Source organism: Rhodovulum tesquicola, from assembly GCF_024128855.1.
Classification (GTDB): Bacteria; Pseudomonadota; Alphaproteobacteria; order Rhodobacterales; family Rhodobacteraceae; genus Rhodovulum; species Rhodovulum tesquicola.
The window spans coordinates 1-25,446 of record NZ_JAMYDV010000004.1; the positions used below are offsets into that span (position 1 = coordinate 1).

The 25,446-nt window shown below is 66.9% G+C and carries 30 protein-coding genes; 10 read left to right on the forward strand and 20 right to left on the reverse strand.

What is annotated here, in order from left to right; all coding sequences use genetic code 11:
• Positions 1–125: GTP-binding protein (locus NHN26_RS05230; RefSeq protein WP_253088645.1), on the reverse strand; the 125-nt coding region annotated here is incomplete at its 3' end.
• Between the two features lie 118 nt (positions 126–243).
• Entirely contained in the window at positions 244–864 is a 621-nt protein-coding gene (locus tag NHN26_RS05235) for a hypothetical protein (RefSeq protein ID WP_253088458.1), read from the reverse strand.
• A 171-nt stretch (positions 865–1,035) separates the two neighbouring features.
• On the opposite strand from NHN26_RS05235, the gene NHN26_RS05240 reads away from it, so the two are divergent.
• Both NHN26_RS05240 and NHN26_RS05245 read left to right on the forward strand, forming a co-directional pair.
• Positions 1,036–1,395 (forward strand): hypothetical protein, encoded by a 360-nt coding sequence (locus tag NHN26_RS05240; RefSeq protein ID WP_253088459.1) that lies wholly within the window; start codon positions 1,036–1,038, stop codon positions 1,393–1,395.
• The gene (locus NHN26_RS05245) at positions 1,382–1,720 is read left to right on the forward strand and encodes a type II toxin-antitoxin system PemK/MazF family toxin (RefSeq protein WP_290442827.1); all 339 of its coding nucleotides are present in this window, start codon (positions 1,382–1,384) and stop codon (positions 1,718–1,720) included. Before NHN26_RS05240 ends, NHN26_RS05245 begins: the two co-directional genes overlap by 14 nt.
• Before the next feature lie 6 nt (positions 1,721–1,726).
• Here NHN26_RS05245 and NHN26_RS05250 read toward each other — a convergent pair whose 3' ends face one another.
• Positions 1,727–4,036, reverse strand: coding sequence for a DNA topoisomerase IV subunit A (locus NHN26_RS05250; RefSeq protein ID WP_253088461.1), 2,310 nt, complete (start codon positions 4,034–4,036; stop codon positions 1,727–1,729).
• Positions 4,037–4,089: 53 nt separating this feature from the next.
• On the opposite strand from NHN26_RS05250, the gene NHN26_RS05255 reads away from it, so the two are divergent.
• From NHN26_RS05255 to NHN26_RS05270, 4 genes are all read left to right on the forward strand, one after another.
• Positions 4,090–4,920 carry an SDR family oxidoreductase gene (locus tag NHN26_RS05255; protein ID WP_253088462.1) on the forward strand — a complete coding sequence of 277 codons (831 nt, stop codon included), beginning with the start codon at positions 4,090–4,092 and terminating at the stop codon, positions 4,918–4,920.
• A gap of 78 nt (positions 4,921–4,998) precedes the next feature.
• Positions 4,999–5,571, forward strand: a complete 573-nt coding sequence (locus tag NHN26_RS05260) for a cob(I)yrinic acid a,c-diamide adenosyltransferase (RefSeq protein ID WP_253088646.1) — start codon at positions 4,999–5,001, stop codon at positions 5,569–5,571.
• Between the two features lie 158 nt (positions 5,572–5,729).
• Positions 5,730–6,491, forward strand: a complete 762-nt coding sequence (locus NHN26_RS05265; protein ID WP_253088463.1) for an electron transfer flavoprotein subunit beta/FixA family protein — start codon at positions 5,730–5,732, stop codon at positions 6,489–6,491.
• Position 6,492: 1 nt separating this feature from the next.
• Positions 6,493–7,419 carry an electron transfer flavoprotein subunit alpha/FixB family protein gene (locus tag NHN26_RS05270; protein WP_253088464.1) on the forward strand — a complete coding sequence of 309 codons (927 nt, stop codon included), beginning with the start codon at positions 6,493–6,495 and terminating at the stop codon, positions 7,417–7,419.
• 64 nt (positions 7,420–7,483) lie between these two features.
• On the opposite strand, the gene NHN26_RS05275 is transcribed toward NHN26_RS05270, so the two are convergent.
• Complete coding sequence (locus tag NHN26_RS05275; protein WP_290442828.1) at positions 7,484–8,317, reverse strand: DUF6473 family protein; 834 nt, start codon at positions 8,315–8,317, stop codon at positions 7,484–7,486.
• A gap of 150 nt (positions 8,318–8,467) precedes the next feature.
• On the opposite strand from NHN26_RS05275, the gene NHN26_RS05280 reads away from it, so the two are divergent.
• A complete protein-coding gene (locus NHN26_RS05280) occupies positions 8,468–9,343 on the forward strand; it encodes a 3-hydroxybutyryl-CoA dehydrogenase (protein ID WP_253088466.1) in 876 nt (291 codons plus the stop codon).
• A 101-nt stretch (positions 9,344–9,444) separates the two neighbouring features.
• Here NHN26_RS05280 and NHN26_RS05285 read toward each other — a convergent pair whose 3' ends face one another.
• The 7 genes from NHN26_RS05285 to NHN26_RS05315 form a co-directional block, all read right to left on the reverse strand.
• A complete protein-coding gene (locus NHN26_RS05285; RefSeq protein ID WP_253088467.1) occupies positions 9,445–10,305 on the reverse strand; it encodes a lysophospholipid acyltransferase family protein in 861 nt (286 codons plus the stop codon).
• A gap of 71 nt (positions 10,306–10,376) precedes the next feature.
• Positions 10,377–10,655: an HPr family phosphocarrier protein gene (locus tag NHN26_RS05290; RefSeq protein WP_132693449.1), complete on the reverse strand. Its 279-nt coding sequence runs from the start codon at positions 10,653–10,655 to the stop codon at positions 10,377–10,379.
• Between the two features lie 9 nt (positions 10,656–10,664).
• Complete coding sequence (locus tag NHN26_RS05295; RefSeq protein WP_132693450.1) at positions 10,665–11,057, reverse strand: PTS sugar transporter subunit IIA; 393 nt, start codon at positions 11,055–11,057, stop codon at positions 10,665–10,667.
• Entirely contained in the window at positions 11,054–11,980 is a 927-nt protein-coding gene (gene rapZ / locus NHN26_RS05300; protein ID WP_253088468.1) for an RNase adapter RapZ, read from the reverse strand. Before rapZ ends, NHN26_RS05295 begins: the two co-directional genes overlap by 4 nt.
• Positions 11,980–12,411 carry an HPr kinase/phosphorylase gene (locus NHN26_RS05305; RefSeq protein WP_253088469.1) on the reverse strand — a complete coding sequence of 144 codons (432 nt, stop codon included), beginning with the start codon at positions 12,409–12,411 and terminating at the stop codon, positions 11,980–11,982. The genes rapZ and NHN26_RS05305 overlap by 1 nt, the downstream gene beginning before the upstream one ends.
• A 9-nt stretch (positions 12,412–12,420) precedes the next feature.
• On the reverse strand, positions 12,421–14,124 hold the full coding sequence (locus NHN26_RS05310) for an ATP-binding protein (RefSeq protein ID WP_253088470.1): 1,704 nt from the start codon (positions 14,122–14,124) through the stop codon (positions 12,421–12,423).
• A gap of 29 nt (positions 14,125–14,153) precedes the next feature.
• The gene (locus tag NHN26_RS05315) at positions 14,154–14,855 is read right to left on the reverse strand and encodes a response regulator transcription factor (protein WP_253088471.1); all 702 of its coding nucleotides are present in this window, start codon (positions 14,853–14,855) and stop codon (positions 14,154–14,156) included.
• Positions 14,856–15,189: 334 nt separating this feature from the next.
• Between NHN26_RS05315 and NHN26_RS05320 the strand changes: the two genes are divergently transcribed.
• Positions 15,190–16,788 (forward strand): phosphoenolpyruvate carboxykinase, encoded by a 1,599-nt coding sequence (locus NHN26_RS05320; RefSeq protein ID WP_253088472.1) that lies wholly within the window; start codon positions 15,190–15,192, stop codon positions 16,786–16,788.
• A gap of 66 nt (positions 16,789–16,854) precedes the next feature.
• Here the strand turns inward: NHN26_RS05320 and NHN26_RS05325 are convergent, their stop codons facing one another.
• Positions 16,855–17,616, reverse strand: coding sequence for a sulfite exporter TauE/SafE family protein (locus tag NHN26_RS05325; RefSeq protein WP_253088473.1), 762 nt, complete (start codon positions 17,614–17,616; stop codon positions 16,855–16,857).
• A 166-nt stretch (positions 17,617–17,782) separates the two neighbouring features.
• On the opposite strand from NHN26_RS05325, the gene NHN26_RS05330 reads away from it, so the two are divergent.
• Positions 17,783–19,468 (forward strand): acyl-CoA dehydrogenase family protein, encoded by a 1,686-nt coding sequence (locus tag NHN26_RS05330; protein ID WP_253088474.1) that lies wholly within the window; start codon positions 17,783–17,785, stop codon positions 19,466–19,468.
• 59 nt (positions 19,469–19,527) lie between these two features.
• Here NHN26_RS05330 and recO read toward each other — a convergent pair whose 3' ends face one another.
• Both recO and NHN26_RS05340 read right to left on the reverse strand, forming a co-directional pair.
• The gene (gene recO, locus NHN26_RS05335; protein WP_253088647.1) at positions 19,528–20,253 is read right to left on the reverse strand and encodes a DNA repair protein RecO; all 726 of its coding nucleotides are present in this window, start codon (positions 20,251–20,253) and stop codon (positions 19,528–19,530) included.
• A 60-nt stretch (positions 20,254–20,313) separates the two neighbouring features.
• Positions 20,314–20,646 (reverse strand): DUF1491 family protein, encoded by a 333-nt coding sequence (locus tag NHN26_RS05340; RefSeq protein ID WP_253088475.1) that lies wholly within the window; start codon positions 20,644–20,646, stop codon positions 20,314–20,316.
• 69 nt (positions 20,647–20,715) lie between these two features.
• On the opposite strand from NHN26_RS05340, the gene NHN26_RS05345 reads away from it, so the two are divergent.
• Complete coding sequence (locus NHN26_RS05345) at positions 20,716–20,949, forward strand: hypothetical protein (protein WP_253088476.1); 234 nt, start codon at positions 20,716–20,718, stop codon at positions 20,947–20,949.
• Here the strand turns inward: NHN26_RS05345 and era are convergent.
• The 6 genes from era to NHN26_RS05375 all read right to left on the reverse strand — a co-directional run bounded on the left by era (position 20,910) and on the right by NHN26_RS05375 (position 25,430).
• The gene (gene era / locus NHN26_RS05350) at positions 20,910–21,818 is read right to left on the reverse strand and encodes a GTPase Era (protein ID WP_253088477.1); all 909 of its coding nucleotides are present in this window, start codon (positions 21,816–21,818) and stop codon (positions 20,910–20,912) included. The genes NHN26_RS05345 and era overlap by 40 nt on opposite strands.
• A 199-nt stretch (positions 21,819–22,017) precedes the next feature.
• Positions 22,018–22,707 carry a ribonuclease III gene (gene rnc, locus NHN26_RS05355; RefSeq protein ID WP_253088648.1) on the reverse strand — a complete coding sequence of 230 codons (690 nt, stop codon included), beginning with the start codon at positions 22,705–22,707 and terminating at the stop codon, positions 22,018–22,020.
• A gap of 5 nt (positions 22,708–22,712) precedes the next feature.
• Positions 22,713–23,504 (reverse strand): signal peptidase I, encoded by a 792-nt coding sequence (gene lepB / locus NHN26_RS05360; protein ID WP_253088478.1) that lies wholly within the window; start codon positions 23,502–23,504, stop codon positions 22,713–22,715.
• A gap of 87 nt (positions 23,505–23,591) precedes the next feature.
• Positions 23,592–23,993 carry a holo-ACP synthase gene (gene acpS / locus NHN26_RS05365; protein ID WP_253088479.1) on the reverse strand — a complete coding sequence of 134 codons (402 nt, stop codon included), beginning with the start codon at positions 23,991–23,993 and terminating at the stop codon, positions 23,592–23,594.
• 16 nt (positions 23,994–24,009) lie between these two features.
• Positions 24,010–24,759 carry a pyridoxine 5'-phosphate synthase gene (locus NHN26_RS05370; RefSeq protein WP_253088480.1) on the reverse strand — a complete coding sequence of 250 codons (750 nt, stop codon included), beginning with the start codon at positions 24,757–24,759 and terminating at the stop codon, positions 24,010–24,012.
• Between the two features lie 29 nt (positions 24,760–24,788).
• Entirely contained in the window at positions 24,789–25,430 is a 642-nt protein-coding gene (locus tag NHN26_RS05375; protein ID WP_354595923.1) for a DUF2062 domain-containing protein, read from the reverse strand.
• Between the last annotated feature and the right edge of the window lie 16 nt (positions 25,431–25,446).

Sequence of the window (25,446 nt, forward strand, 5' to 3'; positions counted from 1 at the left end):
TAGGCCTTGAACTCGCCGAAATACTTCGTGATCGCCGCCGTCAGCGTCGTCTTGCCGTGGTCAACGTGACCAATCGTCCCGATGTTCACATGCGGTTTCGTACGTTCGAACTTTGCCTTACCCATGGCCGGGCGCCTCATTGATTAGGGGGCCGCCAACGGCCCGATTCAACATCGCGCGCTCTCTAGTCGCTGGCTTGCGAGAAATCAAGCACCACTTGCCTTGCAGCCGGGTGCGCAGCGGTCACTCGAGGACCGCGGCAGACACCTCGTCGAGCGGGGCGGCGGCAGCTGTGGGCGCCTCGGCGGCCGGGTCGTAGCCGAACCAGGCCTCGCGGTTCTCGACCAGCCAGCGTTCGATCCGCCAGGCGGCGTTCGCGGCCAGAACCTGCATCTGCTGGTCCTTGCTGCGGGTCAGCCCGGAGCCAACGACGGTTTCGCCCGACATGCCCTCGAAGATGGTCATCTGCTCGGCTTCGGCGTTCAGCTTGGCCTTGGCCGCGTCGTCCCAAACATTGGCCGAGATCACCAGCACCGATTTCGGCGCGGCAACCACCGGCACGCCGGGCACGGCCAGCGCATAGCCGTCCACATTGATGCCGAAATGATAGAGCTTGTCGCCCTCGTAGCGCGAGAAGCGCCGTTCCAGCGCCTGTTTCAGCGCGGCCTGCCATTCCTCGGCGGTGGCGGAGCGGCTGGGCGGGACCAGCTTGGCATTGTCGGCCACGACGATGGTGTAGCCGAGACTGAAATCGCCAAGCGGTTCGGCGGGGCTGTCCATCGGATCCTTGGCGGCACAGGCGGCAAGGACCCAAAGCCCACCGATCAGCAGCGCGGGACGGAAAACGGAAGCGGCGCGGAACATGATCCCCCCAATGTCGCAAACCCCGCCCGGGATAGCGCAGGGGAGAACGGCGCGCAACGCCCCGTCAGATGAAACGGTTGTCGCGCGGGAAGCAAGCCAGCTTACGCCGATGTTGACTTGTGGAGAGAGGGGGTCCACATAGGGTCTACATCATATCATGGAGACCCCATAATGACCCATATCGCACACACCAAAGTCGAAGATGTAACGATGTGGTTCAAGCACGTCGACAGTGCCGCCCTTCGCGCCCGGCTCGAAGCCCTCGACAGCGAGGAAGAGATCGCGCTCGAAGTCCAAAATGTGGTCGGACGCTGGCGCCGGATGCGGACCGGCCGGGACGGTCGCAGGGTCAACGGTCTGAGGCCCGTCGGACCAATGAAGGACGTTTGGCTCGGATGGTTCGAGACAGAGAAGGGAAAAGTGGTCACTGTCCGCACGGTCACCATGGCGGACGACTTTTCGGGCGCCGCCTCGGCCTTGATGGTCGAGTGGACCAGCCCCGAGGACGAGGCCGCCTTTGCCGGTCTTTGAACGATTCGACACCGCCGTCGTCCCGTTCCCCTTCGCCGAAATCCCGGTCCTGAAACGGCGACCCGTCACTGTGTTGTCCGCCGCCTCGTTCAATGCCGAAAACGGCGCGACCTTGGTGGCCATGATCACCACCGCGAAGGCGACGGTCTGGCCCTCGGATATCGAGATTTCCGATCTTCAGTCGGCGGGGCTCGACACGCCCTGCATCCTCCGCTTCCGCCTCGTCACGATCCCGAACGATCTTTTCGTTCGGCCACTCGGGCGGCTCGCTGCTCTGGACCGGCTCAAGGCGGAGGGTCAGCTTGCCAGGATGCTGCTCGGCTGACCGCGCTCAGGTGAAACGGTTGTCGCGCGGGAAGCCGCGCGGGGCCATTCGGCCGGTTCCGGCGCGCTTGCCCAGCCATTCGGACAGGTCGGTTTCGGTGCGGGTGCGCCCGGCCGGGTCGCGCCAGGACAGGCCGTCGGCCAACGTGAAGGTGGTGGCATCCGACAGGCCGCCATCCTTGTATTTCTGCAACCGCACGCCCTTGCCGCGGGCCATTTCGGGCAACTCGTCCAGCGCGAAGACCAGCACCTTTCGGTTCTCGCCGACGCAGGCGACGTGATCGCCCGCCACGATGCGGCAGATCCGTGCCGTTTCGGGCGCCTTGACGTTCAGCACCTGCTTGCCCGCGCGGGTCTGGGCCAGCACCTCGTCGCTGGGCACAAGGAACCCGTCGCCCGCGCTGGAGGCGACCAGCAGACGCTCGCAGGGGCGGTGGATCATCAGCGCGACGATCTCGGACTCGTTGGGCAGATCGACCATCAGGCGCACCGGTTCGCCCATGCCGCGCCCGCCGGGCAGTTGCGCCACCGGCAAGGTGTAGAACCGCCCGTTCGCGCCGAACAGGATCAGCTTGTCGGTGGTCTCGGCCGCGATCAGGAACCGGCCTTCGTCGCCATCCTTGAATTTCAGCGAGGATCCATCCGCCAGATGCCCCTTCATCGCGCGGATCCAGCCCATCTTCGAGCAGACGACCGTCACCGGTTCGCGCTCGATCATCGCCTCGATGGGCATCTCGGGAGCCTCGGCGGCCTCGGACAGACGGGTGCGCCGCGCGCCGCCCGGGGATTTGCGGCCGAACTTCTCGCGTACCTCGCGCAGTTCATCCGCGATCTTCGCCCATTGGACGGACTCGTTGCCCAGCAGGTCCCGAAGCCCGGCGCGTTCGGCCATCAGCGCGTCGCGCTCGGCGTTCAGTTCCATTTCCTCCAGCCGCCGCAGCGAGCGCAGGCGCATGTTCAGGATCGCCTCGGCCTGCACCTCGGTCAGTTGTCCCTCGCCCGCCGCGGGCAGCGGCGAGACGTAATCGCGCTCATTGGTGGCGCGGGGGCGGCGCAGCGACCAGTCCTCGGCCATCAGGGCGGGCTTGGGCTCGTCGTCGTAGCGGATGATGTCGATCACCCGGTCAAGGTTGAGGAAGGCGATCAGCAGCCCTTCCAGCACCTCGAGCCGGTGGTCGATCCTTTCCAGCCGGTGCTGGCTGCGCCGGACCAGCACGTCGCGGCGGTGATCGAGGAAGGCGCGCAGCACCTCCTTGAGCGAACAGACCTTGGGCGTGCGCCCGTCGATCAGCACGTTCATGTTCAGGCTGAAGCGGATCTCCAGGTCCGAACTGCGGAACAGCATCCCCATCAGAACCTCGGGGGCCACATTGCGCGACCGCGGCTCCAGGATCAGGCGCACGTCCTCGGCGCTTTCGTCGCGGATATCGGCCAGGATCGGCAGCTTACGGGTCTGGATCAGGTCGGCGATCCGCTCGATCAGGCGGGATTTCTGCACCTGATAGGGGATCTCGGTCACGACGATCTGCCAGGTGCCGCGGCCCAGATCCTCGACCTGCCAATGCGCGCGCAGCCGGAACGACCCGCGACCGGTCAGATAGGCCTGGGCGATGTTCTCCTTCGGCTCGACGATCACGCCGCCGGTGGGGAAATCGGGACCGGGGATGTAGCCCAGCAGCGTCTCGTCGCGGGCATCCGGCGTCTTGATCAGATGCAGGCAGGCGCCGACCAGTTCGTCGATATTGTGCGGCGGGATATTGGTGGCCATGCCAACCGCGATGCCCGACGATCCATTCGCCAGCAGGTTCGGGAAGGCCGCGGGCAGGACCACGGGCTCTTCCAGCGTGCCGTCATAGTTGGGGCGGAAATCGACCGCGTTCTCGGCCAGCCCCTCCATCAACGCCTCGGCGGCGGCGGTCAGGCGGGCCTCGGTATAGCGGGCGGCGGCGGCGTTGTCGCCATCGATATTCCCGAAATTCCCCTGCCCGTCCACCAGCGGATAGCGGACGTTGAACTCCTGCGCCAGGCGCACCATCGCGTCATAGATCGCGGCATCGCCATGGGGGTGATAGTTGCCCATCACATCGCCCGAAATCTTGGCCGACTTGCGGAAGCCCCCGGTCGCGCTGAGGCGCAATTCGCGCATCGCATAAAGGATCCGCCGATGCACCGGCTTCAGCCCGTCACGGGCATCGGGCAGCGCCCGGTCCATGATGGTGGAGAGCGCATAGGTCAGATACCGCTCGCCGATTGCGCGGCGCAGCGGCTCGGCCAAGGGCGGCACGTCCATCTTGGGGTCGTCGGTGGAATCCGTCATGGATGTTGTGTAAAGCGGCGCATAGGCGTGGTCCAGAGGCGAGTGGTTAACGCATGGCGCAGAGATCGGTCCTGATAACGGGATGCTCGTCGGGCATCGGGTATGACGCGGCCCACGCCCTGCACGGGCGCGGCTGGCGGGTCTTTGCCACCTGCCGGGCCGAAGCCGATTGCGACAGGCTGCGCGCCGAGGGGCTGGAAAGCTTCCGCCTCGACTATGCCGACGAGGCCAGCATCGCCGCCGCGGTGGACGAGGCGCTGGGGCGCACCGGCGGCACGCTTGACGCGCTGTTCAACAACGGCGCCTTCGCCTGCCCCGGCGCGGTCGAGGATCTGCCGCGCGGCGCGCTGCGAGAGATCTTCGAGGTGAACCTGTTCGGCGTGCATGACCTGACGCGGCGGGTGATTCCCGCGATGCGGGCGCAAGGCCATGGCCGGATCGTCAATTGTTCCTCGGTGCTGGGCTTCGTGCCGATGAAATGGCGCGGCGCCTATGTGGCGACGAAATTCGCGCTGGAAGGGCTGACCGACACGCTGCGGCTGGAGATGCGGGATACGGGCGTCAAGGTGATCCTGATCGAGCCGGGGCCGATCGCGACGCGCATCCGCGCCAATTCCATCCCGCATTTCGAACGCTGGGTGGACTGGCAGGCCAGCGCGCGCGCCGAGCAGTACCGCGCAACTCTGCTGAAGCGGCTCTACGAGAGACGTCCCCCCGACCGGTTCGAACTGCCGCCCGCAGCGGTCAGCGCCCGCCTGATCCACGCACTGGAACACCCCCGCCCCCGCGCGCGCTATTTCGTGACCACGCCGACCTGGATCATGGCCGCGCTGCGCCGGGCGCTGCCCACCGCGGCGCTGGACTGGATCGTGGCGAAAGGCTGACAGGGCGGGTTCGCTTTGCGGTCGGAACCCGCTATGTCGCGGGGGGCAAGAGACGGATGCATGAAGAAGGGGGCCGCGATGGTCGTTCTGAACAAGATCTATACCAAGACGGGCGATGACGGGGAAACCGCGCTGGGCGATGGCAGCCGGGTGGCCAAGCACGGGATGCGGGTGACCGCCTATGGCACCGTGGACGAGGCCAACGCGACCGTCGGTCTGGCGCGGATGCATGCGACAGGCGAGATGGATGCCCGCCTTGCTGCGATCCAGAACGATCTGTTCGATCTCGGCGCCGATCTCTGCCGGCCCGACCTGCACAAGGACGCCGAAGCCACGCATCCGCCGCTGCGGATGATCGAAAGCCAGGTCGCGCGGCTGGAAGCCGAGATCGACGCGATGAACGCCGACCTCGCGCCGCTGCGCAGCTTCATCCTGCCCGGCGGTTCGGCGTTGTCGGCGCATCTGCACCTGTGCCGGACGGTGATCCGGCGCGCGGAGCGCGAGACGGTGGAACTGGCCACGATGGAATCGGTGAACCCGATGGCGGTGAAATACCTCAACCGCCTGTCGGACTGGTTCTTCGTCGCCGCGCGTGTGGCAAACGACAAGGGAGCCGCGGATGTACTTTGGGTTCCGGGCGCGAACCGCTGAACCGCGTGCAACAATCGAAAAGCCGGGGGACGCGACGTCGAAACATCATGTCGCGTCGATTTTGGTCTGTTGTCCCGGTTTCAGACTCGCTAACACGTCCCGAAACGATTGACCTGCCCCGGTTCCGGGGCCTGCGATAGCCAAGGAGACACACGCCGATGAAGGTACTCGTGCCTGTGAAGCGGGTGATCGACTACAACGTGAAGGTCCGCGTCAAGGCGGATGGCACGGGCGTCGATCTCGCCAATGTCAAGATGTCGATGAATCCCTTCGACGAGATTGCCGTCGAAGAGGCGATCCGGCTGAAGGAAAAAGGCCAGGCCGAAGAGATCGTGGCGGTCTCGATCGGCGTGAAGCAGGCGCAGGAAACGCTGCGCACGGCGCTGGCGATGGGCGCGGACAGGGCGATCCTGATCGTCGCCTCGGAGGATATCCACCAGGACATCGAGCCGCTGGCCGTCGCGAAACTGCTGAAAGCCGTGATCGACGAGGAGCAGCCGGGCCTCGTGCTGGCCGGCAAGCAGGCGATCGACAACGACATGAACGCCACCGGCCAGATGCTGGCCGCGCTGCTGGGCTGGGCGCAGGGCACCTTTGCCTCGAAGCTGGAGATCGAGGGCGATCATGCGGTCGTGACGCGCGAGGTGGACGGCGGCCTGCAGACCATCAAGGTCAGGATGCCCGCCATCGTCACCGTCGACCTGCGCCTGAACGAGCCGCGCTATGCGAGCCTGCCCAACATCATGAAGGCCAAGAAGAAGCCGCTGGATGAAAAGACACCCGCCGATTACGGCGTGGACATCGCGCCGCGGCTGAAGATCCTCAAGACCGTCGAGCCGCGCGAGCGGCAGGCAGGCGTCAAGGTGGGCTCGGTCGACGAGCTGATCGCGAAACTCAAAGACGAAGCGGGGGTGCTTTGACATGGCCGTACTTCTTCTTGCCGAAGTGACCAATGGCGAGTTGCAGCGCGACGCGACAGCCAAGGCCGTGACCGCGGTCAAGGGCCTGGGCGAGGTGACCGCGCTGTGCGTCGGCGCCCATGCGCAGGCTGCCGCCGAGGCCGCCGCGACGATCGACGGCGTTGCCAGGGTTCTGGTCGCCGAGGACGCGCGCTACGGCCACCGGCTGGCGGAGCCCACGGCCGATCTGATCGTGGCGCTGGCGGACGGGTACGAGCATATCGCCGCCCCCGCGACGACGGATGCCAAGAACGTCATGCCGCGGGTCGCCGCGCTGCTGGACGCCATGGTCATCACCGATGTGGTGGGCGTGGTCGATGCCGCCACCTTCGAGCGGCCGATCTATGCGGGCAACGCGGTGCAGACCGTGCAGACCGCGGACAGCAAGAAGGTGCTGACGATCCGCACCTCGACCTTCGAGGCGGCGGGCGACGGCGCGCCCGCACCGGTCGAGGCGGTGGCCGCGGCCGCCGATCCGGGCCTGTCGTCCTGGGTTGCGGACAGCACGGCGGCCAGCGACAGGCCGGAACTGACCTCGGCCGGCGTGATCGTGTCGGGCGGACGCGGCGTCGGATCGGAAGAGAATTTCCACATGATCGAAAGCCTCGCCGACAAGCTGGGCGCGGCGGTTGGTGCCTCGCGCGCGGCGGTCGATTCGGGCTATGCGCCGAACGACTGGCAGGTCGGGCAGACCGGCAAGGTGGTGGCACCCGAGCTTTACATCGCTGTGGGCATCTCGGGCGCGATCCAGCACCTTGCGGGGATGAAGGACAGCAAGGTCATCGTCGCGATCAACAAGGACGAGGAGGCGCCGATCTTCCAGGTCGCCGATTACGGTCTCGTCGCCGATCTGTTCGACGCGGTGCCGGAGCTGATCGAAAAGCTCTGAGGCGCCCCGCCATCGGAGCGCAAAGGCCCGCCCAAGGCGGGCCTTTCGTTTGTCCGGGGGGGGGTCAGTCGGCGAGCAGGTCGCGCAGGACCGGCTGCAGCACCTCGGCAACTTCGTCATGGACGGCGGGACCGGGCAGGACGGCGGCGGCCGGGGCGTCAAGCTCGCCGACCAGCATGCCCTGGGCGCCGGCGGCACGGGCCTCGGCGCTGTCCGTGACCTCGACCACCTGGTTGAAATAGGGGCGTACCGTGTCCAGCATGTGCCGGGTCACGAAAAGCGGATCGTCGCCCAGCCCGCAGACATGCTGCTCGCCCTCGGGCGGGCGGGTCGAGAGCCACAGCAGCACCTTGGCCCCGGGAAGCCGCGTCGCCAGCATCCGCATCCGCGCCTGCCAGGCCATCTGCAATTCGGCCACGACGATCTCGAAGGCGGTGGGGGATTTCTCCCTCAACGCGCCGAGAAGGTGGCGGGTGAAATGGTATTCGGTGAAGTCGATGCCGGGGTAAAGCGCCTTGAGCATCGCCGAGGCGCGCAGGAAGCGGTCATTGCGGCGGGGATGCACGACATAGAAGCGGTTCGACATGTTCTGCGCGCCCAGCGCCTGGATCACGGTCACCCGCGCCCCCGCCGCCACCTCCATCACCGCGGAATCGTTCACGAAGACGTCAAGGCCGGCATTCACGCAGCCCAGATTGACCACCGGCAGCCCCACCGCCTGTTCCAGAAGGGCGGCAAAGGGCGTGGGGATGAACTTGCCATAGGTTTCCGTGCCGCCAATCACCGCGCAATAGGGCTGGTCGAGATCCCGCCTGGGACCGCGGAAAAGCAGCCTCGAACTGCCATATCGGCATGTTTCGGGGGCCATCGGCCCGTTTCCCGCGTTCTCGAAGCTCATATCCGTGCCGCTCGCCTTTCCGACTCACCGGGATCGAGACTGACCGCCCCGGGTTTCGAACTCGCTAATGTCTGAATTTTAAGCATCCCGCGACCTTGCGCGCAGAGGCGGCCGCACCTTAAGGTCGCGCCAGCAGCGCGGGGGTCTTCCATGGACATCAGGACGGTCGGGGTTGTCGGGGCGGGCCAGATGGGCAGCGGCATCGCCCATGTCTTTGCCCTCGCGGGCTTCGAGGTCACGATCCACGACATCTCGCTGGATGCGCTGGCCCGCGCGCGCGAGATGATCGGGCGCAATCTCGACCGCCAGATCGCGCGCGGCAAGATCGCCGGGGCCGACAAGGACGCAGCCCTCGCGCGGATCGCGACGACAACGACGCTGAGCGAACTCGGCCCCTTGGACCTGATCATCGAGGCCGCGACCGAACGCGAAACCGTCAAGATCGCGATTTTCGAGGATCTGCAACCGCATCTGCGGCCCGAAACGATCCTGACCTCCAACACCTCCTCGATCTCGATCACGCGGCTGGCCAGCCGCACCGACCGGCCCGAACGGTTCATGGGCCTGCATTTCATGAACCCGGTGCCGGTGATGCAGCTGGTGGAACTGATCCGCGGCATCGCCACCGACGAGGCGACCTACACCACGCTTCTGGCCGTGGTCGAACGGCTGGGCAAGACCGCCGCCCCGGCCGAGGACTTCCCCGCCTTCATCGTCAACCGCATCCTGATGCCGATGATCAACGAGGCGGTCTATACGCTCTACGAGGGCGTGGGCTCGGTCAAGTCGATCGACCAGTCGATGAAGCTGGGCGCGAACCACCCGATGGGGCCGCTGGAACTGGCCGATTTCATCGGGCTCGACACCTGCCTGGCGATCATGAACGTGCTGCATGACGGGCTTGCGGACACGAAATACCGCCCCTGCCCGCTGCTGACCAAATATGTCGAAGCCGGATGGCTGGGCCGCAAGACCCAGCGCGGCTTCTACGACTATCGCGGCGAAATCCCGGTGCCGACCCGCTGACTGGCCCTCCCGGCACGGCCTCTTCTTCTTGGGAAAAATACCCGAAAAACCGCACGAAGTGCCAGAAGGCGTGCGCCGCAGGCGCTCAACCGGATCACGCCTCAGCCCAGCGCCAGCGTGCGCTCCCTGAGCCAGGCCATGAAGCCGCGCGGGTTGTCCGCCCATGGCTCAATCTCGTCGCGCCCGATGACCGGGCCGATCACCGGCGCCTGCGGCCGGTTCAGCGCATGGCAGACCTCGTGCAGCAAAAGCCCCTGCCGCAGCGTCGGCGAGATCTGGGCTGCCATCTGGTACCAGCGCGAATTCGCCCCCGGAAAGCGGATCGGCACCACATCCGCACCCGAGCGCTGGATCATCTTGGCGGTGAAGGGGTTCCACTCGGCCTCGATCACGGGGCCGAACATCGTCTGCGACGAGGCGACCACGCCCGAGGGAAACAGCGCGATCGCACCGCCCCGGGCCAGATGCGCCATCGCCCGGCGGCGCATGTCGAGGTTGCGCTCCAGCGCATCGGTCTCGTGCGGAAAGGGCACCGGGATCAAGAATTCCGCGACCTCGCTCACCCCGGTCAGAAGCGAGCGGGTCAGGATCTTGTAATCGGTCCTCACCCGACCGATCAGTTCGGCCAGAACCATGCCGTCGACCAGACCATGCGGGTGGTTGGCCACGACGACCAGCGGCCCCTCGGGCGGGATGTTGGCGATCTGCGCGGGCGGCGTGCGCAGTTCGATCCCCATCACGTCAAGCGCCTGTTTCCAGAACAGCTGACCCTCGGGCAGGCCCATCGCCTCGAACCGCCGGATCAGGCGCAGCAGGCGCAGCTTGCCGGTCATGAATTCCATCGTCCGGATCGTGCGGATCTGCACCGGATTCGTGAAGGAATTGGCATAGGACAGCCGCCGCGACTCGTAGGGGCCGCCGTCAACCGATCGCGCGTCGGCGCCCTGGCCGGCATCACGCATCACGGCCCCGGCGGGACGCGCGGCGGGTGCCGTTCGTCGGGCCGCGGCGGTCTCTTGGGGATTTGGCCGGGTCACATGTCTTCGCCGAAGCGATCCGCAACGAGGCGGGCAAGCGCATCGGCCAGCCGGTCGGCCTCGGGGCCGCTGGTCGTCACCTCGATCGACGTGCCCTTGGAGGCGGCCAGCATCAGAAGACCCATGATCGAGTCGCCCGAGGCGCTCATCCCGTCGCGGCGGACCTCGGCCTGGGCATCGTGCTGTTCGACGCATTCGACGAACCGGGCAGAGGCGCGGGCATGCAGGCCCTTCTCGTTGACGATCTCCAGCCGCCGGCTCACGCTTCCGCCCATGTGCACCCCTCAGAACCCGCCCGCGTCGAAACTGTCGATATATTTCCGCCCAGCGGCCAGCGCCGAGGCGGTGGCTTCGCCCACGCTCAGCCGCCGCGACTTCGCCAGCTTGATCAGCATGGGCAGGTTGGCGCCGTAAAGGATGCGCCGGTCCGAGGGCACGCAGGCGCGGATCGACAGGTTAGAGGGCGAGCCGCCGAACATGTCGGTCACCACCACCACCCCGTCGCCGGTATCGACCTCGTCGGCGGCACGGCAGATCTCGTCCTGCTTCGAGGCGCGGTCGTCGTCGGGCTCTATCGAGATGGCGCGCATGCCCGGCTGGTGGCCGACGACATGCTCGACCGCCGCCAGGTATTCGCGGGCCAGCCCGCCATGCGCGACGATGACGATTCCGATCACGCGCCCCTTCCCGTTGCCTGGGCGGACACGCCCTGCACCCGCCGCTCCAGCTCTCTATGCCTTATAGACACTTGCCATCCGGTTGCCGCAAGCCTCTTTGCCAGCGCTTCGGCCACCGCGACCGAGCGATGCTGCCCGCCGGTGCAGCCGAGCCCGATCGAGATATGGCTGCGTCCCTCCTCGCGATGGGCGGGCAGCACGAATCCCGCCAGTTCGGTCAGCCGCTCGACAAAGGGGGTGTAGCGGGCATCCGTGGCGATATAGGCGCACACCTCCGGGTCGCGGCCGTCTCGGGCACGCAACGCGGCCTCCCAGTAGGGGTTCTTCAGGAAGCGGCAGTCGAAGGCCATGTCGAGGCCATGCGGCATGCCCCGCTTGTAGGAAAAGGAATGCAGGGACACCGCAAGCGGTGCTGCGCCCCCCACGGCGAACCGTGCGGCCATCTCGGCGCGGAACTCGTGGATGGTCAGGTCCGAGGTGTCGATCAGGATCGTCGCAAGGTCGCGGATCGGCCCCAGCAGGTCAAGCTCGCGCGCGACCCCCTCGGCCGGGCTTTCGGCGGGCGCCATCGGGTGGCGGCGGCGCGTTTCGGAAAAGCGGCGCAGCAGCACGTCGGGGCGGCAGTCGAGATAGACCACATCCGCCTCGATCGCGGGCGCGGCCGCCAGGTGGCCGATCAGCTCGGCCAGCGCGCGCGCGGAAAAGTCGCGGGTCCGGGTATCCACGCCCAGCGCCAGCGGCGGGCGCGGCGGCTGTCCTTCCAGCAGCCGCGGGATCAGCGAGATAGGCAGGTTGTCGATCGCCTCGAAGCCCAGATCCTCGAGCACGTTCAGGGCCGTCGAACGGCCCGCGCCCGAGGCGCCGGTCACCAGCACGACGCGCTGCACGGCGGGGCCTTGGTCATTCAGGAGGGCATCGGGCATCACTCGGCGCGGCCGTGGGTCAGGTGGATCAGGATCGCTGCAGCGAAATATGGCCAATCGACCCGGTGAAGCAAGGGCACGGGATGTTCAAGAAACCGCGCCTCGCGCCGGGGGGGCAGGCGCTCGGTCTCGGCCTGGTCCAGATCGACGGCCAGCGCGACGGGGGACGCGTCGCAGGGATCGGCGCGCAGGAGTCCGACGAAGCGCGCCTCGATCAGGCCGCGGATCGGCTCGGCGGCGCTGGCGATCAACCCCTCGGGCGTGGCGGTCAGGATCGTGCGGTCGTCGGCGACAAGGCGGGCGCCCAGCCCCATCAGTTGCAGCGCCAGCGCCGACTTGCCCGCGCCCGAACGACCGAGGATGAGCACCGCGCGCGCGCCGACGGCGACGCAGCTTGCGTGCAGGGTGATCGTGGGCGGCGGGGTCTCCACCGGCACCCCCTAGAGCGGCAGGCCGACGACGAAGCGGGCGCCGAGCGGTTCCGAGGTGAGATCGGCGGCGGTGGGGCGGATGTTCTCGGCCCAGATCACGCCGCCATGGGCCTCGACGATCTGCTTGGAAATCGCAAGGCCGAGGCCGGAATGATTGCCGAACTGACCCGCGGGCCGTTCGGAATAGAAGCGGTTGAAGATCTTGGCCAGCGCCTGGTCGGGGATGCCCGGGCCGGTATCCTCGACCACCACCAGCACGCGGTTGTCACGGGTGCGTGCCCAGACCCGCACCGCATCGCCCGCCTCGCAGAACGAGACCGCGTTCGTGATGAGATTGACGAAGACCTGCGCCAGCCGCCCCTCAAGCCCGTTGATGGTGATCGTGTCGGCCGGCAGGTCGGCGATGAACTCGACCCCCTTCTCGCGCGCTTCCTTGCCCAGATGGCCGGTCAGCCGGCGCAGCAGGCGCACAAGATCGAAGGTCTCCTCTTCCTCCTTGACGAGTTCGCTGTCGAGCCGCGACGCGTTCGAGATGTCACTGACCAGCCGGTCGAGACGCCGCACGTCATGCTCGATCACGTCGAGCAGGCGGGCGCGCTGGTCGTCGCGCTTGGCCAGCCGCATCGTGCCTGTGGCCGAGCGCAGCGAGGCGAGCGGATTCTTGATCTCATGCGCGACATCGGCGGCGAACTGTTCGTTCGCGTCGATCCGGTCGTAAAGCGCGGTGATCATGCCGCGCAGCGCGCCCGACAGGCGGCCGATCTCGTCGGGTCGGGCGGTCAGGTCGGGGATGCGCACGCGCCCTGGGTTCACCTTGCGGGCATTGCGGTCGCGCCCCATCTCGGCCGCGGCAGCAAGCTCGGCCAGCGGGTTGGCGATGGTCGAGGCCAGCACGAGGCTGAGGCCGATCGAGACCACGATGGCAATCACGAAGACCTGCAGGACCTGCTCGCGCTCGATCCGCAGCAGGCGGTCGATCTCGCCGGAGGCAGAGGTCAGGGCGACGACCCCGACGGTCAGATCGTCATGGAGGATCGGCATCGTGACGGTAAAGGTGGTGAGGCCGCGCTCGTCCATCCCGGTCTCGACCTGGGCGCCCGCCTCAAGGGTCCGGTCGACCTGGGAACGCAGCCGGTCCTGCGGATCGACAAGGCCCGGCGCGGCGCGATCCGACCCGGTGATGTGAGCCATCCCCTCCCAGACGATATTGAGGAAATCGGTCAGTCGGGTGATCGGCTGCTTGTCATCGTAAGGTGTGACCGGCCAGCCGGGGCTGAAGGCGCCCCGGGCATGGCCGAGGAAAGCGGCCGTCGCGTCATAGACGAACACGTCCGCACCGGCGGCGAGATCGAGCGCGGCAAGCGTCGCTGCGACGTCCACCCCGTCACCCGAGGCAAGGTCGACCGGCGCGCCGGGGGCCATCTGCAGCTCGAACACATCGGCCACCAATGCGGCCTCGGCGACCATGCCGCTTTCGCGCTGGCCAAGCAGGCTGTCGCGGGCGGGGTTGAGGTAGAGCACACCCGAGACAAGGACGATCTGGGCGATCAGGTTGAACGCGATGATCTTGCGCGCCAGCGGCGAGCGTTTCAGCAGGACGAAACCGCGGCCCTGGCGCCGGGCGCGGCCTGCACGCTCAGGCCCGACGCCCTGGGCGCTCCATCGCTCGTCGAGCGCGACGTCTCCGTCGGAAGTTCGACTGGTGTCCCGCACGGCCGCCCCCGGACTATGGGTTTCTCACGTCACTCTTCGTTGTAACGATAGCCGATGCCGTAAAGCGTTTCGATGGCCGAGAAATCCGTATCGACCTGGCGCATCTTCTTGCGCAGCCGCTTGATGTGGCTGTCGATGGTCCGGTCATCGACATAGACCTGATCGTCATAGGCCACATCCATCAACTGGTCGCGGCTCTTGACGAAACCAGGGCGCTGGGCGAGCGCCTGCAGCAGCAGGAATTCGGTCACCGTCAGCGAGACGTTCTGACCCTTCCACGTCACGGCATGGCGCAGCGGGTCCATGGTCAGCTTGCCGCGCACCAGCACCTTGTTCTCTTCGGGCGAGGGGCCGGAATCCGAGGCGATCACCTCCTGGCGGCGCAGGAGCGCCCGGATGCGCTCGACCAGAAGGCGCTGGGAAAACGGCTTCTTCACATAGTCGTCCGCGCCCATCCGGAGGCCCAGGACCTCGTCGATCTCGTCATCCTTGGAGGTCAGGAAGATCACCGGCATGCTGGATTTCTGGCGCACGCGCTGCAGCAGGTCCATCCCGTCCATCCGGGGCATCTTTATGTCGAACACGGCCATGTCCGGCAGGCGCTTGTTGAACGCATCCAGCGCGGCCTGGCCGTCATTGTAGGTTTCCACCTCGAAGCCCTCGGCCTCGAGCGTCATGGAGACGGAGGTCAGGATGTTCCTGTCGTCGTCAACGAGCGCAATCCTTGACATGGGGGGTTCCTTGTTCTGCGCAACGAAGTATGTGCCCGAATTTGGCGTCACTCTTTCCAGATCGTCGCCACGATTCGAAACACGGATCCGAATCGCGGCCTTCTCGTGGCACCACTGAACGCGGAAATCCCTGACACATTGCTAATCCTCGCCCGCGGGCCGCGATCCGTCGTCCGCCCTCCGGGGACAATTCCGGCGCCACGCAGGATGATTGCGCTAACGGAGCGTCCAAAGTCAGATGATTGCGCTAACGCCTCGCCGCGACCTGTTGCTTCATGGAAACGTCATGTTATAGCCGCGCCAGCGACCAACGCGGCGTCTTGGAGGGTGCGACATGGACATCGGACGGGTGAATCCCGCGCAACGTCTTGAGGATCAAGGCATAACCGGGCTTGGAAAGGTCCATTACAACCTGCTGGAACCCGCGCTTGTCGAAGCGGCGCTGACCCGCGGCGAGGGGCATCTGGGCCAGGGCGGCGCGTTCCTCGTGACCACCGGCGAACATACCGGCCGCTCGCCCAAGGACAAGCATGTGGTGCGCACCGCGGATGTCGAAGACACGATCTGGTGGGACAACAACCGGCCCATGGAACCCGAGGCGTTCGACCGCCTGCATGAGGACATGCTGGCGCATCTGAAGGGCCGCGAGGTCTTCGTCGAGGACCTTTATGCCGGGGCCGACCCGGCCAACCGTCTGGACGTGCGGGTCGTGACGGAGATGGCGTGGCACGGGCTGTTCTCGCGCCACCTGCTGCGTCGCCCCGCGCTGGAGGAACTCGACGGTTTCGTGCCCGAGTTCACCATCGTCAACTGCCCCAGCTTCAAGGCCGACCCCGAACGCCATGGCTGCCGCACCCGGACCGTGGTCGCGATGAACTTCGCCAGGAAGCTGATCCTGATCGCCGACACGGAATATGCGGGCGAAATCAAGAAGTCGGTCTTCACGCTGCTGAACTACATCCTGCCCGCCAGGGGCATCATGCCGATGCATTGCTCGGCCAACCACGCCACCGGCAACCCGGTCGATACCGCGGTGTTCTTCGGGCTGTCGGGCACCGGCAAGACCACGCTTTCGGCCGACCCCTCCCGCACGCTGATCGGCGATGACGAGCATGGCTGGTCGGACAAGGGCACCTTCAACTTCGAGGGCGGCTGCTATGCCAAGACCATCAGCCTGAGCGCCGAGGCCGAGCCCGAGATCTACGCCACCACGACCAAGTTCGCGACCGTGATCGAGAACATGGTCTTCGATCCGCACACGCTGGCGCTGGATTACGAGGATGACAGCCTGACGGCGAACATGCGCTGCGCCTACCCGCTGCACTACATCTCGAACGCGTCCGACACGGCGCTGGGCGGGCATCCCAAGAACATCATCATGCTGACCTGTGACGCCTTCGGGGTGCTGCCCCCGATCGCCCGGTTGACCCCGGCGCAGGCGATGTATCACTTCCTGTCGGGCTTCACCTCGAAAGTGGCGGGGACCGAAAAGGGCGTGACCGAGCCCGAGCCCACCTTCTCGACCTGCTTCGGCGCGCCCTTCATGCCGCGTCGGCCCGAGGTTTACGGCCAGCTTCTGCGCGAGAAGATCGCGACCCATGGCGCGACCTGCTGGCTGGTGAATACCGGCTGGACCGGCGGCGCCTATGGCACCGGCTCGCGCATGCCGATCAAGGCGACGCGCGCCCTGCTGGCGGCCGCGCTCGACGGCACGCTGAACGATGCCGAGTTCCGCAAGGATCCGAATTTCGGCTTCGAGGTGCCGCTGTCGGTGCCGGGCGTGGACGACGCGCTTCTGGACCCGCGCCGCACCTGGGCCGATGGCGCGGCCTATGATGCGCAGGCACGGAAACTGGTGGGCATGTTCTCGGAAAACTTCGCCAAGTACCTGCCCTTCATCGACCAGGACGTGAAGGAAGCCGCGATCGGCTGATCCCGGTCCCGCCGTGGAACCACAAGGCCCGGTCCCCGCGACCGGGCCTTTTTCCTGCGCCCTGCCTCAGCCAATCAGCGCCTTGCGGATCAGGTTCAGCGCCGCCAGCGTCAGAACCACCAGCGTCGCCCTGCGGAACTTGTCGGGGTTCAGCCGGTCCTGCAACCGGAACCCCAGCATCGTGCCCAGCATCGCCGGAACCACCAGCGCGGCCGAGAAGGGCAAGGTCGTGCCGTTCAGCACGCCCGAGCCCAGATGCGCGGCCAGAAGCATCGCCGCGCCCAGCAGATAGACCACCCCCTGCACCCGCACCATCTCGGCCTTGGCGGTGTCGAAGCTCAGCAGATAGGCGATCACCGGCGGCCCCCAGACCCCCGAAATCCCGCCGAAGAACCCCCCGGCCAGCCCCGTCATCACCTCGGCCCGCGCCCGGTGGCGGGCGGGCAGGATCAGCTGCCGGCCAAGCAGCTGCGAGATCGTGAAGGCCGCAATCGGCACGCCCAGCAGCAGAAGCATCGCCCGGTCGGGGATCACGTTGACCAGGGGCGCGCTGGCCGCGATCGCAAGCACCACGCAGCCGATCAGCAGCCGGTATTGCACGACCGACGCCCATGCCGCCCGCGCCCCCTGCCGGAACGCCTGCGCCACATTCGTCACGAGGGTCGAAAGGATCAGCCCCGCCAGCGCCAGCTCGGTGGTCAGAAAGCTCGACAGCCCCGAGATCAGGATCAGCGGCATCGCAAAGCCCAGCGCCCCCTTGACCAGCCCCGCAAAGAGCGCGACGCCGAAAGCGGCGGCGAAAAGATGGGGATCGAGACCGAAGACCATGGCATTTCCCTGCCTGTTGTCCGGCCTATATCGTGGATCGCGAGGCGCTGCAGCGGCAAAATCCGGCAGACATTATCCTTCACCAGACCCATGGAAATTGAATTTTTGTTGCGCTGCACCTGCGAAGGCCCTATGTCACCCCAAGCCCGATTGAAGGAGACGATTCATGCCCCATGACGGACAGGACATGCCCATGTCGGACAGCGCCATCCTTGCCGATCTGACGATCCTGACCCGCGCAGCGCTTGCCCCGGTCGAGGCCGTGACCGACGCCGCGCGCGCTGCCCTGTTGGCCCGCGTCACCGAAGGCGGCCGCATCTCGGGCAGCTTGTTCGAGACGCATCAGCACGCCGCCCATGGCCTTGCCTGGCTTGCGACCTACGAACAGGCGCTGAAACAGATGCAGGGCTGGGCCGAGCGGCTGGCCGAGCAGGGCCGGTTCGGCGAGGTCGAGCAACTGATCCTTCAGATCGCCTTTGGCGAATACCTCGCCCAGATCGCCGGCGGCATCCCGATGAGCCAGGGCGAAATCGTGCGTCTGGGCGATATCGGCGTCTCGGCCGAGGATCGCCATGCCTTCCACACGCCCGAGGTGACGGCGCTGATCGAGGGCGCCAACAGCCCCGCCGCCCGCGCGCGGCTGGTCGTGCTGATGCAGGAACAGGCGGCGAATGTGACCGTGGGGGCCACCGGCCTCGACGAGGAACTGGAAATGATCCGCGAACAGTTCCGCCGCTTTGCCGTCGACCGGGTGGAACCCTTCGCCCATGAATGGCACCTCAAGGACGAGCTGATCCCGATGGAGATCATCGAGGAGATGGCCGAACTGGGCGTGTTCGGGCTGACCATCCCCGAGGAATTCGGCGGTCTGGGCCTGTCCAAGGCGTCGATGTGCGTCGTCTCCGAGGAACTCTCGCGCGGCTATATCGGCGTCGGCTCGTTGGGCACCCGCTCGGAAATCGCGGCCGAACTGATCCTGTGCGGAGGCACCGAGGAACAGAAACAGCACTGGCTGCCGAAACTCGCCAGCGCCGAGATCCTGCCCACCGCCGTCTTCACCGAACCCAATACCGGCTCGGATCTTGGCTCCCTGCGCACCCGCGCGGTCAAGGTTGGCGCGGATTACGAGATCACCGGCAACAAGACCTGGATCACGCATGCCGCGCGTACCCATGTGATGACGCTTCTGGCCCGCACCGACCCGGCGACCAGCGACTATCGCGGCTTGTCGATGTTCCTGGCCGAAAAGACCCCGGGCACCGACGAAGCCCCCTTCCCGACCGAGGGCATGACCGGCGGCGAGATCGAGGTGCTGGGCTATCGCGGCATGAAGGAATACGAGCTCGGCTTTGACCGCTTCAAGGTCAAGGGCGAGAACCTTCTGGGCGGGGTCGAGGGGCAGGGCTTCAAGCAGCTGATGCAGACCTTCGAATCGGCCCGCATCCAGACCGCCGCCCGCGCCATCGGCGTCGCGCAATCGGCGCTGGATGTCTCGATGCGCTATGCCCAGGACCGCAAGCAGTTCGGCAAGGCGCTGATCGCCTTCCCGCGGGTGTCCGACAAGCTCGCCATGATGGCGGTCGAGATCATGGTGGCCCGCCAGCTGACCTATTTCGCGGCATGGGAAAAGGACCACGACCAGCGCTGCGATCTCGAGGCCGGGATGGCGAAGCTGCTGGGGGCCCGCGTGGCCTGGGCCTGTGCCGATAACGGCTTGCAGATCCATGGCGGCAACGGCTTCGCGCTGGAATACACGATCAGCCGCATCCTGTGCGACGCGCGCATCCTGAACATCTTCGAGGGGGCCGCCGAGATCCAGGCACAGGTGATCGCGCGCCGCCTGCTGGGCTGACGCCCCGCCGCCCCGAATGACCGGCCCCGGCCACAGCGCCGGGGCCTTTCCTTTTCGGGCTAAACCTCCCGGCCCAGCATCCCGACCAGCCGCGCCCGGGCGCCGGGCAGGGGCTTGTCGCCCATCGCGGGCGCCAGCCATTTCTCCAGGAAATGCCCGGTCAGGCGCAGCCCCTCGGCAATCTCATGCGCCCGCACCGGACCCTGCCCCAACAGGCAGGGCGGCAGCGGCAGCAGACGATCCGCCCATTCGCCCGCCCCCGCGGCACTGACCGCGCGCCCCGTTTTCGGCGAGACATGAACCAGATCGTCGCGATCGCCCGTGACCGCGCAGCGCGAAAGATCCAGCCCGAAACCCATCTCGTCCAGCAGCGAAAGTTCCCAGCGCAGATAGGCAAGCGGCCAGGCATCGGCATGGCCGAGCAGGTCCAGCAACGTCACCGAGCGGGCGTAAAGCCCGGGATGCGGCGCCCGTTCGGGCAGGGAAAAGGACAACAGCGCCGTGATCGCGTTCAGCCCCGCCAGCGCGCGCGCATCCCTCATCACATGCGCCGCACGGCTGCGCACCGGTTCGACCGTGAAGGCGCCGATATGATCCTCAAGCCGCGCCTTCCAGTTCACGGACAGTTGCGTGCCGGGCTGCAACACGGGCGCCAGCCGCCGCCCCGCACCGCCCCGCACCACGCCCAGATGGCGGCCATGGCGGGCGGTGAACAGCTCCAGGATGGCCGCGCTTTCGCCATGGGGCCGCACACCCAGAACCGCGCCCTCGTCCCGCCACTCGATCATCCGCGCGCGCGCCCTTGCCCCTTCTTCTTGGAAAAAATACCCAAATCCTGCGGCCCGTCACGCAAAACCCGGCTCGTCCAGCAAATGCCGGCCGTCCCGATCCTCGACCTCGATCACCCAGATATCGGGATCGAAGCCGCGTTGGCGGGCCACGGCTGCGTCCACCGCGCGTTCGTCGCCTTCGGCCAGAACGATCCAGACCCGGTCGCCGCTGGACAGATCGAAGGACCGCTGAAACACCCGCGCCTGGCCGTCCAGCGTGTTCAGCTTGACCAGAACCGCGCCTGCCGTGTCGTCGCCATGGGCCACGACAAAGGCCGGGATGCCCGCCAGCCGCAGCCGGGCCAGATAGGCATGCACCCAGAACTCGGCGCTCAGGCGGGGTGACATGCTGGCCTCTGGCCCCTGCCGCCACGCACGCTAGGTTCGCATTGATACGTCCATAGACGAAAGCCCCCCATGCTGGTCCTGCCGCGCTTCTCGAAACCGATCATCGCCGCCGCCATCGTGCTTGACATCATGGTGTTCCCCATGGGCCTGCGCGCCCTTCCGCTGGTGGTGCTGATGCTACTGGCCAATCTGGCGGTCTGCCTCGTGGTCTACTGGGCGATCCTCGGACATTTCTTCGCGCCAAAGCCGGGGGCGGATTCGGATCAGTCGCCGTCGCGGAAATCGAGCCCCATTTCCGAGTAGCGCTCCGCCTCGTCCAGCCAGCCGGGCCGGACCTTGACCGTCAGGAACAGATGCACGGGCCGACCGAGGAACTCGGCGATCTCGGCGCGGGCGGCCTGGCTGACGGATTTGATCGTCTCGCCCTTGTGGCCCAGCACGATGCCCTTGTGCCCGTCGCGGGCGACATAGACGATCTGGTCGATCCGGGTCGAACCGTCCTTGCGATCCTCCCAGGCCTCGGTCTCGACGGTCAGTTCGTAGGGCAGTTCCTGATGCAGCCGCAGCGTCAGCTTTTCGCGCGTCATCTCGGCCGCGATCATCCGCATCGGCAGATCGGCGATCTGGTCCTCGGGGTAAAGCCACGGACCTTCGGGCAGGGTTTCGGCCAGCCATTCGCGCAGATCGTCCACGCCATGCCCCCGCTCGGCCGAGATCATGAAGCTGCGCGCAAAGGGATAGGCGTCGTTCAGGTCGGCCGACAGCGCAAGAAGCGCCTCGGCCTTCACCCGGTCGATCTTGTTGATGGCCAGCGCGACGGTCCGCCCCTCGGCCACCCGCTCGCGCAGCGTTTCGATTATCGCGTCAACGCCGGCCGTTCGGCCGCGATGCGCCTCGACCAGAAGCACCACGATATCGGCATCCGCGGCCCCGCCCCAGGCGGCGGCCACCATGGCGCGGTCCAGCCTGCGGCGCGGACGGAACAGACCCGGCGTGTCGACAAAGACGATCTGCGCCTCGCCCTCGATCGCCACGCCGCGGATGCGGGCGCGGGTGGTCTGAACCTTGTGGGTCACGATCGAGACCTTCGCCCCCACCATCCGGTTCAGAAGCGTGGACTTGCCCGCATTGGGCTCTCCGATCAGGGCAACGAAACCCGCGCGCTGGGTCATGGGATCCTCTTGACTGTTCCGGTCGCCATAGCGTGTTTCCGCCAGACGGACCATAGGCTTCGCTCGCCGCGCGCGACAGGCGTCGGCGGGTGGGCGTTCTTTCGCAGCACAGGACCACGCATCGCAGAACGGCCGGGAGCATAAAACGTCCAGCTCAGCCCACCTAGGGATCGCCCTGCCCCCCGGCCCCGCGCGCGTCCTAGCCCTCGTCCCCGCCAATCCGATCGAGCAGCGCCTTGGCGGCGGCCTGTTCCGCCTGGCGCTTGGCGCCCGCAGTGGCCTGCGCCTCCTCGCCGGTCGAAAGCCGCGCGGCGATGGTGAAGACCGGGGCATGGTCGGGGCCTTCGCGGGCGATCTCGACATAATGCGGCGGGGTCAGGCCGCGGGCCTGGGCCCATTCCTGCAACGCGGTCTTGGCGTCCCGGGAATCGGTTTCGACCGCGCCGATCCGCGTTCCCCAAAGCCGCAGGACCAGATCGCGCGCCGCCTCGAATCCGGCATCGCGATAGACCGCTGCGATCACCGCCTCCATCGCATCGGCCAGCAGCGCCTCCTTACGCCGACCGCCCGACATCATCTCGGAGCGGCCGAGTTTCAGCACCTCGCCCAGGCCGATCTCGCGCGCGACATCGGCGCAGGTCTCGCGCCGGACCAGCGCATTGAACCGCGGCGCAAGCTGGCCTTCGGTCGCGCCCTTGTCGGCCAGCAACAGCGCCTCGGCCATCACCAGGCCCAGGATCCGGTCGCCCAGGAATTCCAGCCGCTGATTGTCCGGCCGGGTCGGGCTGGACAGCGAGGAATGGGTCAGCGCGCGCACCAGCAGTTCAGGCCGGGCAAAGCTGTGGCCCAGGCGTCCGCTGAACGCGGCAAGTTCGGCCGACAGCTTCACGCGACTCACTCGATCTTCTTGAAGAACCGGTCGGGCCGCCAGGTCCAGACGAAGAACAGCGACCGCCCCGCGGACGAGAACATCACCCGGTCCGCGCGCCCGATCAGGTTCTCGGCCGGCACGAAGCCGACACCGCCATTGGCGCGCGCATAGCGGCTGTCCTGGCTGTTGTCGCGGTTGTCGCCCATGAAGAAGTAATGCCCCTCGGGCACGGTAAAGAGCGGCGTGTTGTCCGAGAAAAACCCGTCGCGAAGGTTCAGGATGTTGTGCGACGCCCCGCCGGGCAGCGTTTCGCGATAGCGCGACTTGGTGCAGGTGCCGCCCTCGCCCACCGGCGCGTTCTCGCATTGCGGATAATAGCCCATTGGCCCCTGGCGGTCATAGACCTCCTCGAACTGGCCTGCGGGTTTCACATCGACCGGGGCGCCGTTGAGATAGAGCAACCCCTCACGCATCTGCACCGTGTCGCCGGGCATCCCGATCAGCCGCTTGATGAAATCCGATCCGTTCACCGGATGGCGGAACACCACGACATCGCCGCGTTCGGGTTCCGAGGAGAGGAGCCGACCCTCGAAGGGGCACATCGAGAACGGGCAGGAATAGCGCGAATAGCCATAGGCCATCTTGTTGACGAACAGGAAATCGCCGATCAGCAGCGTGTCCTTCATGCTGCCCGAGGGGATCCAGAACGGCTGGAAGAACAGGGTGCGGAAGATCCCCGCGATCACGAGTGCCCAGAAGATGGTCTTGATCGTCTCGACCAGACCGCCATCCTTCTTTTCGCCCGCCTTCGCCATCTGCCCGATCCTGCCCCTTGTGTAAGCCCCCGCTTCATGCGCGGGCGGGCCGGGGCTGTCAAGGCGACGGCCCGACCCCGGCCGCCGTCACGGGCAGGGACGCGCCTCGATCACCACGAAAGCCTGCGCCCAGGGGTGATCGTCGGTCAGCGAGACATGCACGACCGCCTCGTGGCCCTCGGGCGTCATCTCGGCCAGCCGCTCGGCCGCCCAGCCGGTCAACCGCATCACCGGCTGGCCGGTCTGAAGATTGGCCACCGACATGTCCTTCCAGGCGATGCCCATGCGCAGCCCGGTGCCCAGCGCCTTGGAACAGGCCTCCTTGGCGGCCCAGCGCTTCGCATAGGTGCCCGCCACATCGGCGCGGCGCTCGGCCTTCTGCTGTTCGGCCTCGGTGAAGACCCGGTTGCGGAAACGGTCGCCGAAGCGCTCCAGCGTCTGCTGGACCCGCTCGATATTGGCCAGATCGGTGCCGATGCCGAGGATCATCGGGCAGCGCCTGCGGTCACGTCCGCGCCTCGTCCATGCAGCGACGCATCCGTTCGATGGCAGGCCCAAGTCCGAGGAAGATCGCCTCGCCGATCAGGAAATGGCCGATATTCAGTTCCCTGACCTGCGGAAAGGCCGCGACCGGTCCGACAGTGTCATAGGTCAGCCCGTGACCGGCATGAACCTCCAGCCCCAGGCCGTCGGCATGCGCCGCCATGGCGCGCAGCCGTTCGAGTTCGGCATCGCGCTCGTCGAAGCGGCCTTCGGCATGCAGGTCGCAATAGGCGCCGGTATGCAGTTCGACCACCGCCGCGCCGATCCGGGCCGCGGCCTCGACCTGGGCAAGATCGGCGGCAATGAAGATCGACACCCGGCAGCCCGCATCGCGCAGCGGCGCGATGAAATGCGCGAGCCGGTTCTCGTCCTGCGCAACATCCAGGCCGCCTTCCGTGGTGCGTTCCTCGCGCTTTTCGGGCACAAGGCAGACCGCGTGCGGCCGATGCCGCAGGGCGATCGCCTGCATCTCGTCGGTGGCGGCCATTTCCAGGTTCAACGGCACCCTCAGCGCGGCCATCAAACCGTCGATATCGGCATCCGAGATATGCCGGCGATCCTCGCGCAGATGGGCGGTGATGCCGTCGGCGCCCGCCTCCTCGGCCAGAAGCGCCGCCCGGATCGGATCGGGATAGGCCGACCCACGGGCGTTCCTGACGGTCGCCACGTGGTCGATATTCACGCCCAGCCGAAGATGCGTGCCGTCCGCCATGTCCTTGCCCCCTTGTTCCCTGTCCGGCCTCAGGGCCGGTCGTCGGCCTTGCCCGCCTTTTGGCGCAGTTCGGCCAGTTTCTCCTTCAGCCGCCCGCGGCGGCGATTCTGGTATGCGGCGATCACCGGAACGCTGAGGTAGTAGGCCACCAGCCCCGCGGCAATCCCCGGCGCGATCCCGCCGATCAGATAGGGCAGGAACAGCTCGTGATAGAACTGGCCCAGCTTGGCCCAGTTCGCCTCGGCCCCGGTGAAGACCGCCACGAGATTGTCCAGAAGATCCTCGCCCGCGCCGCGGAACTTGGCGACCAGCGTGGTCTCGCTGGGTTCGTCGAAGCGGCTGCCGAGCAGGAAATGCCCGGTCTTCAGAGAGACCATCGCGATCGGCACATAGGTCAGCGGGTTGCCGAAGAGCGTGGACAGCAGCGCGGCCAGGATGTTGCCGCGCAGCCCCCAGGCGATCAGGGCGGCGAGGAAGAAGTGCAGACCGTAAAGCGGCGTGAAGCTGACGAAGACACCCGCGAAGATGCCCCGCGCGATCTTTTGCGGCGTGTCCGGAAGGCGGCGCACCCGGTGGGTGATATAGTACAGCGCCCGCCCCCATCCGCCGCGCGGATAGACGCTGTCCAGCATGACCCGGCCGAACTTTCGCTTGTCGCGGCGCTTGAACACCAAGCCGGTCGTCCTC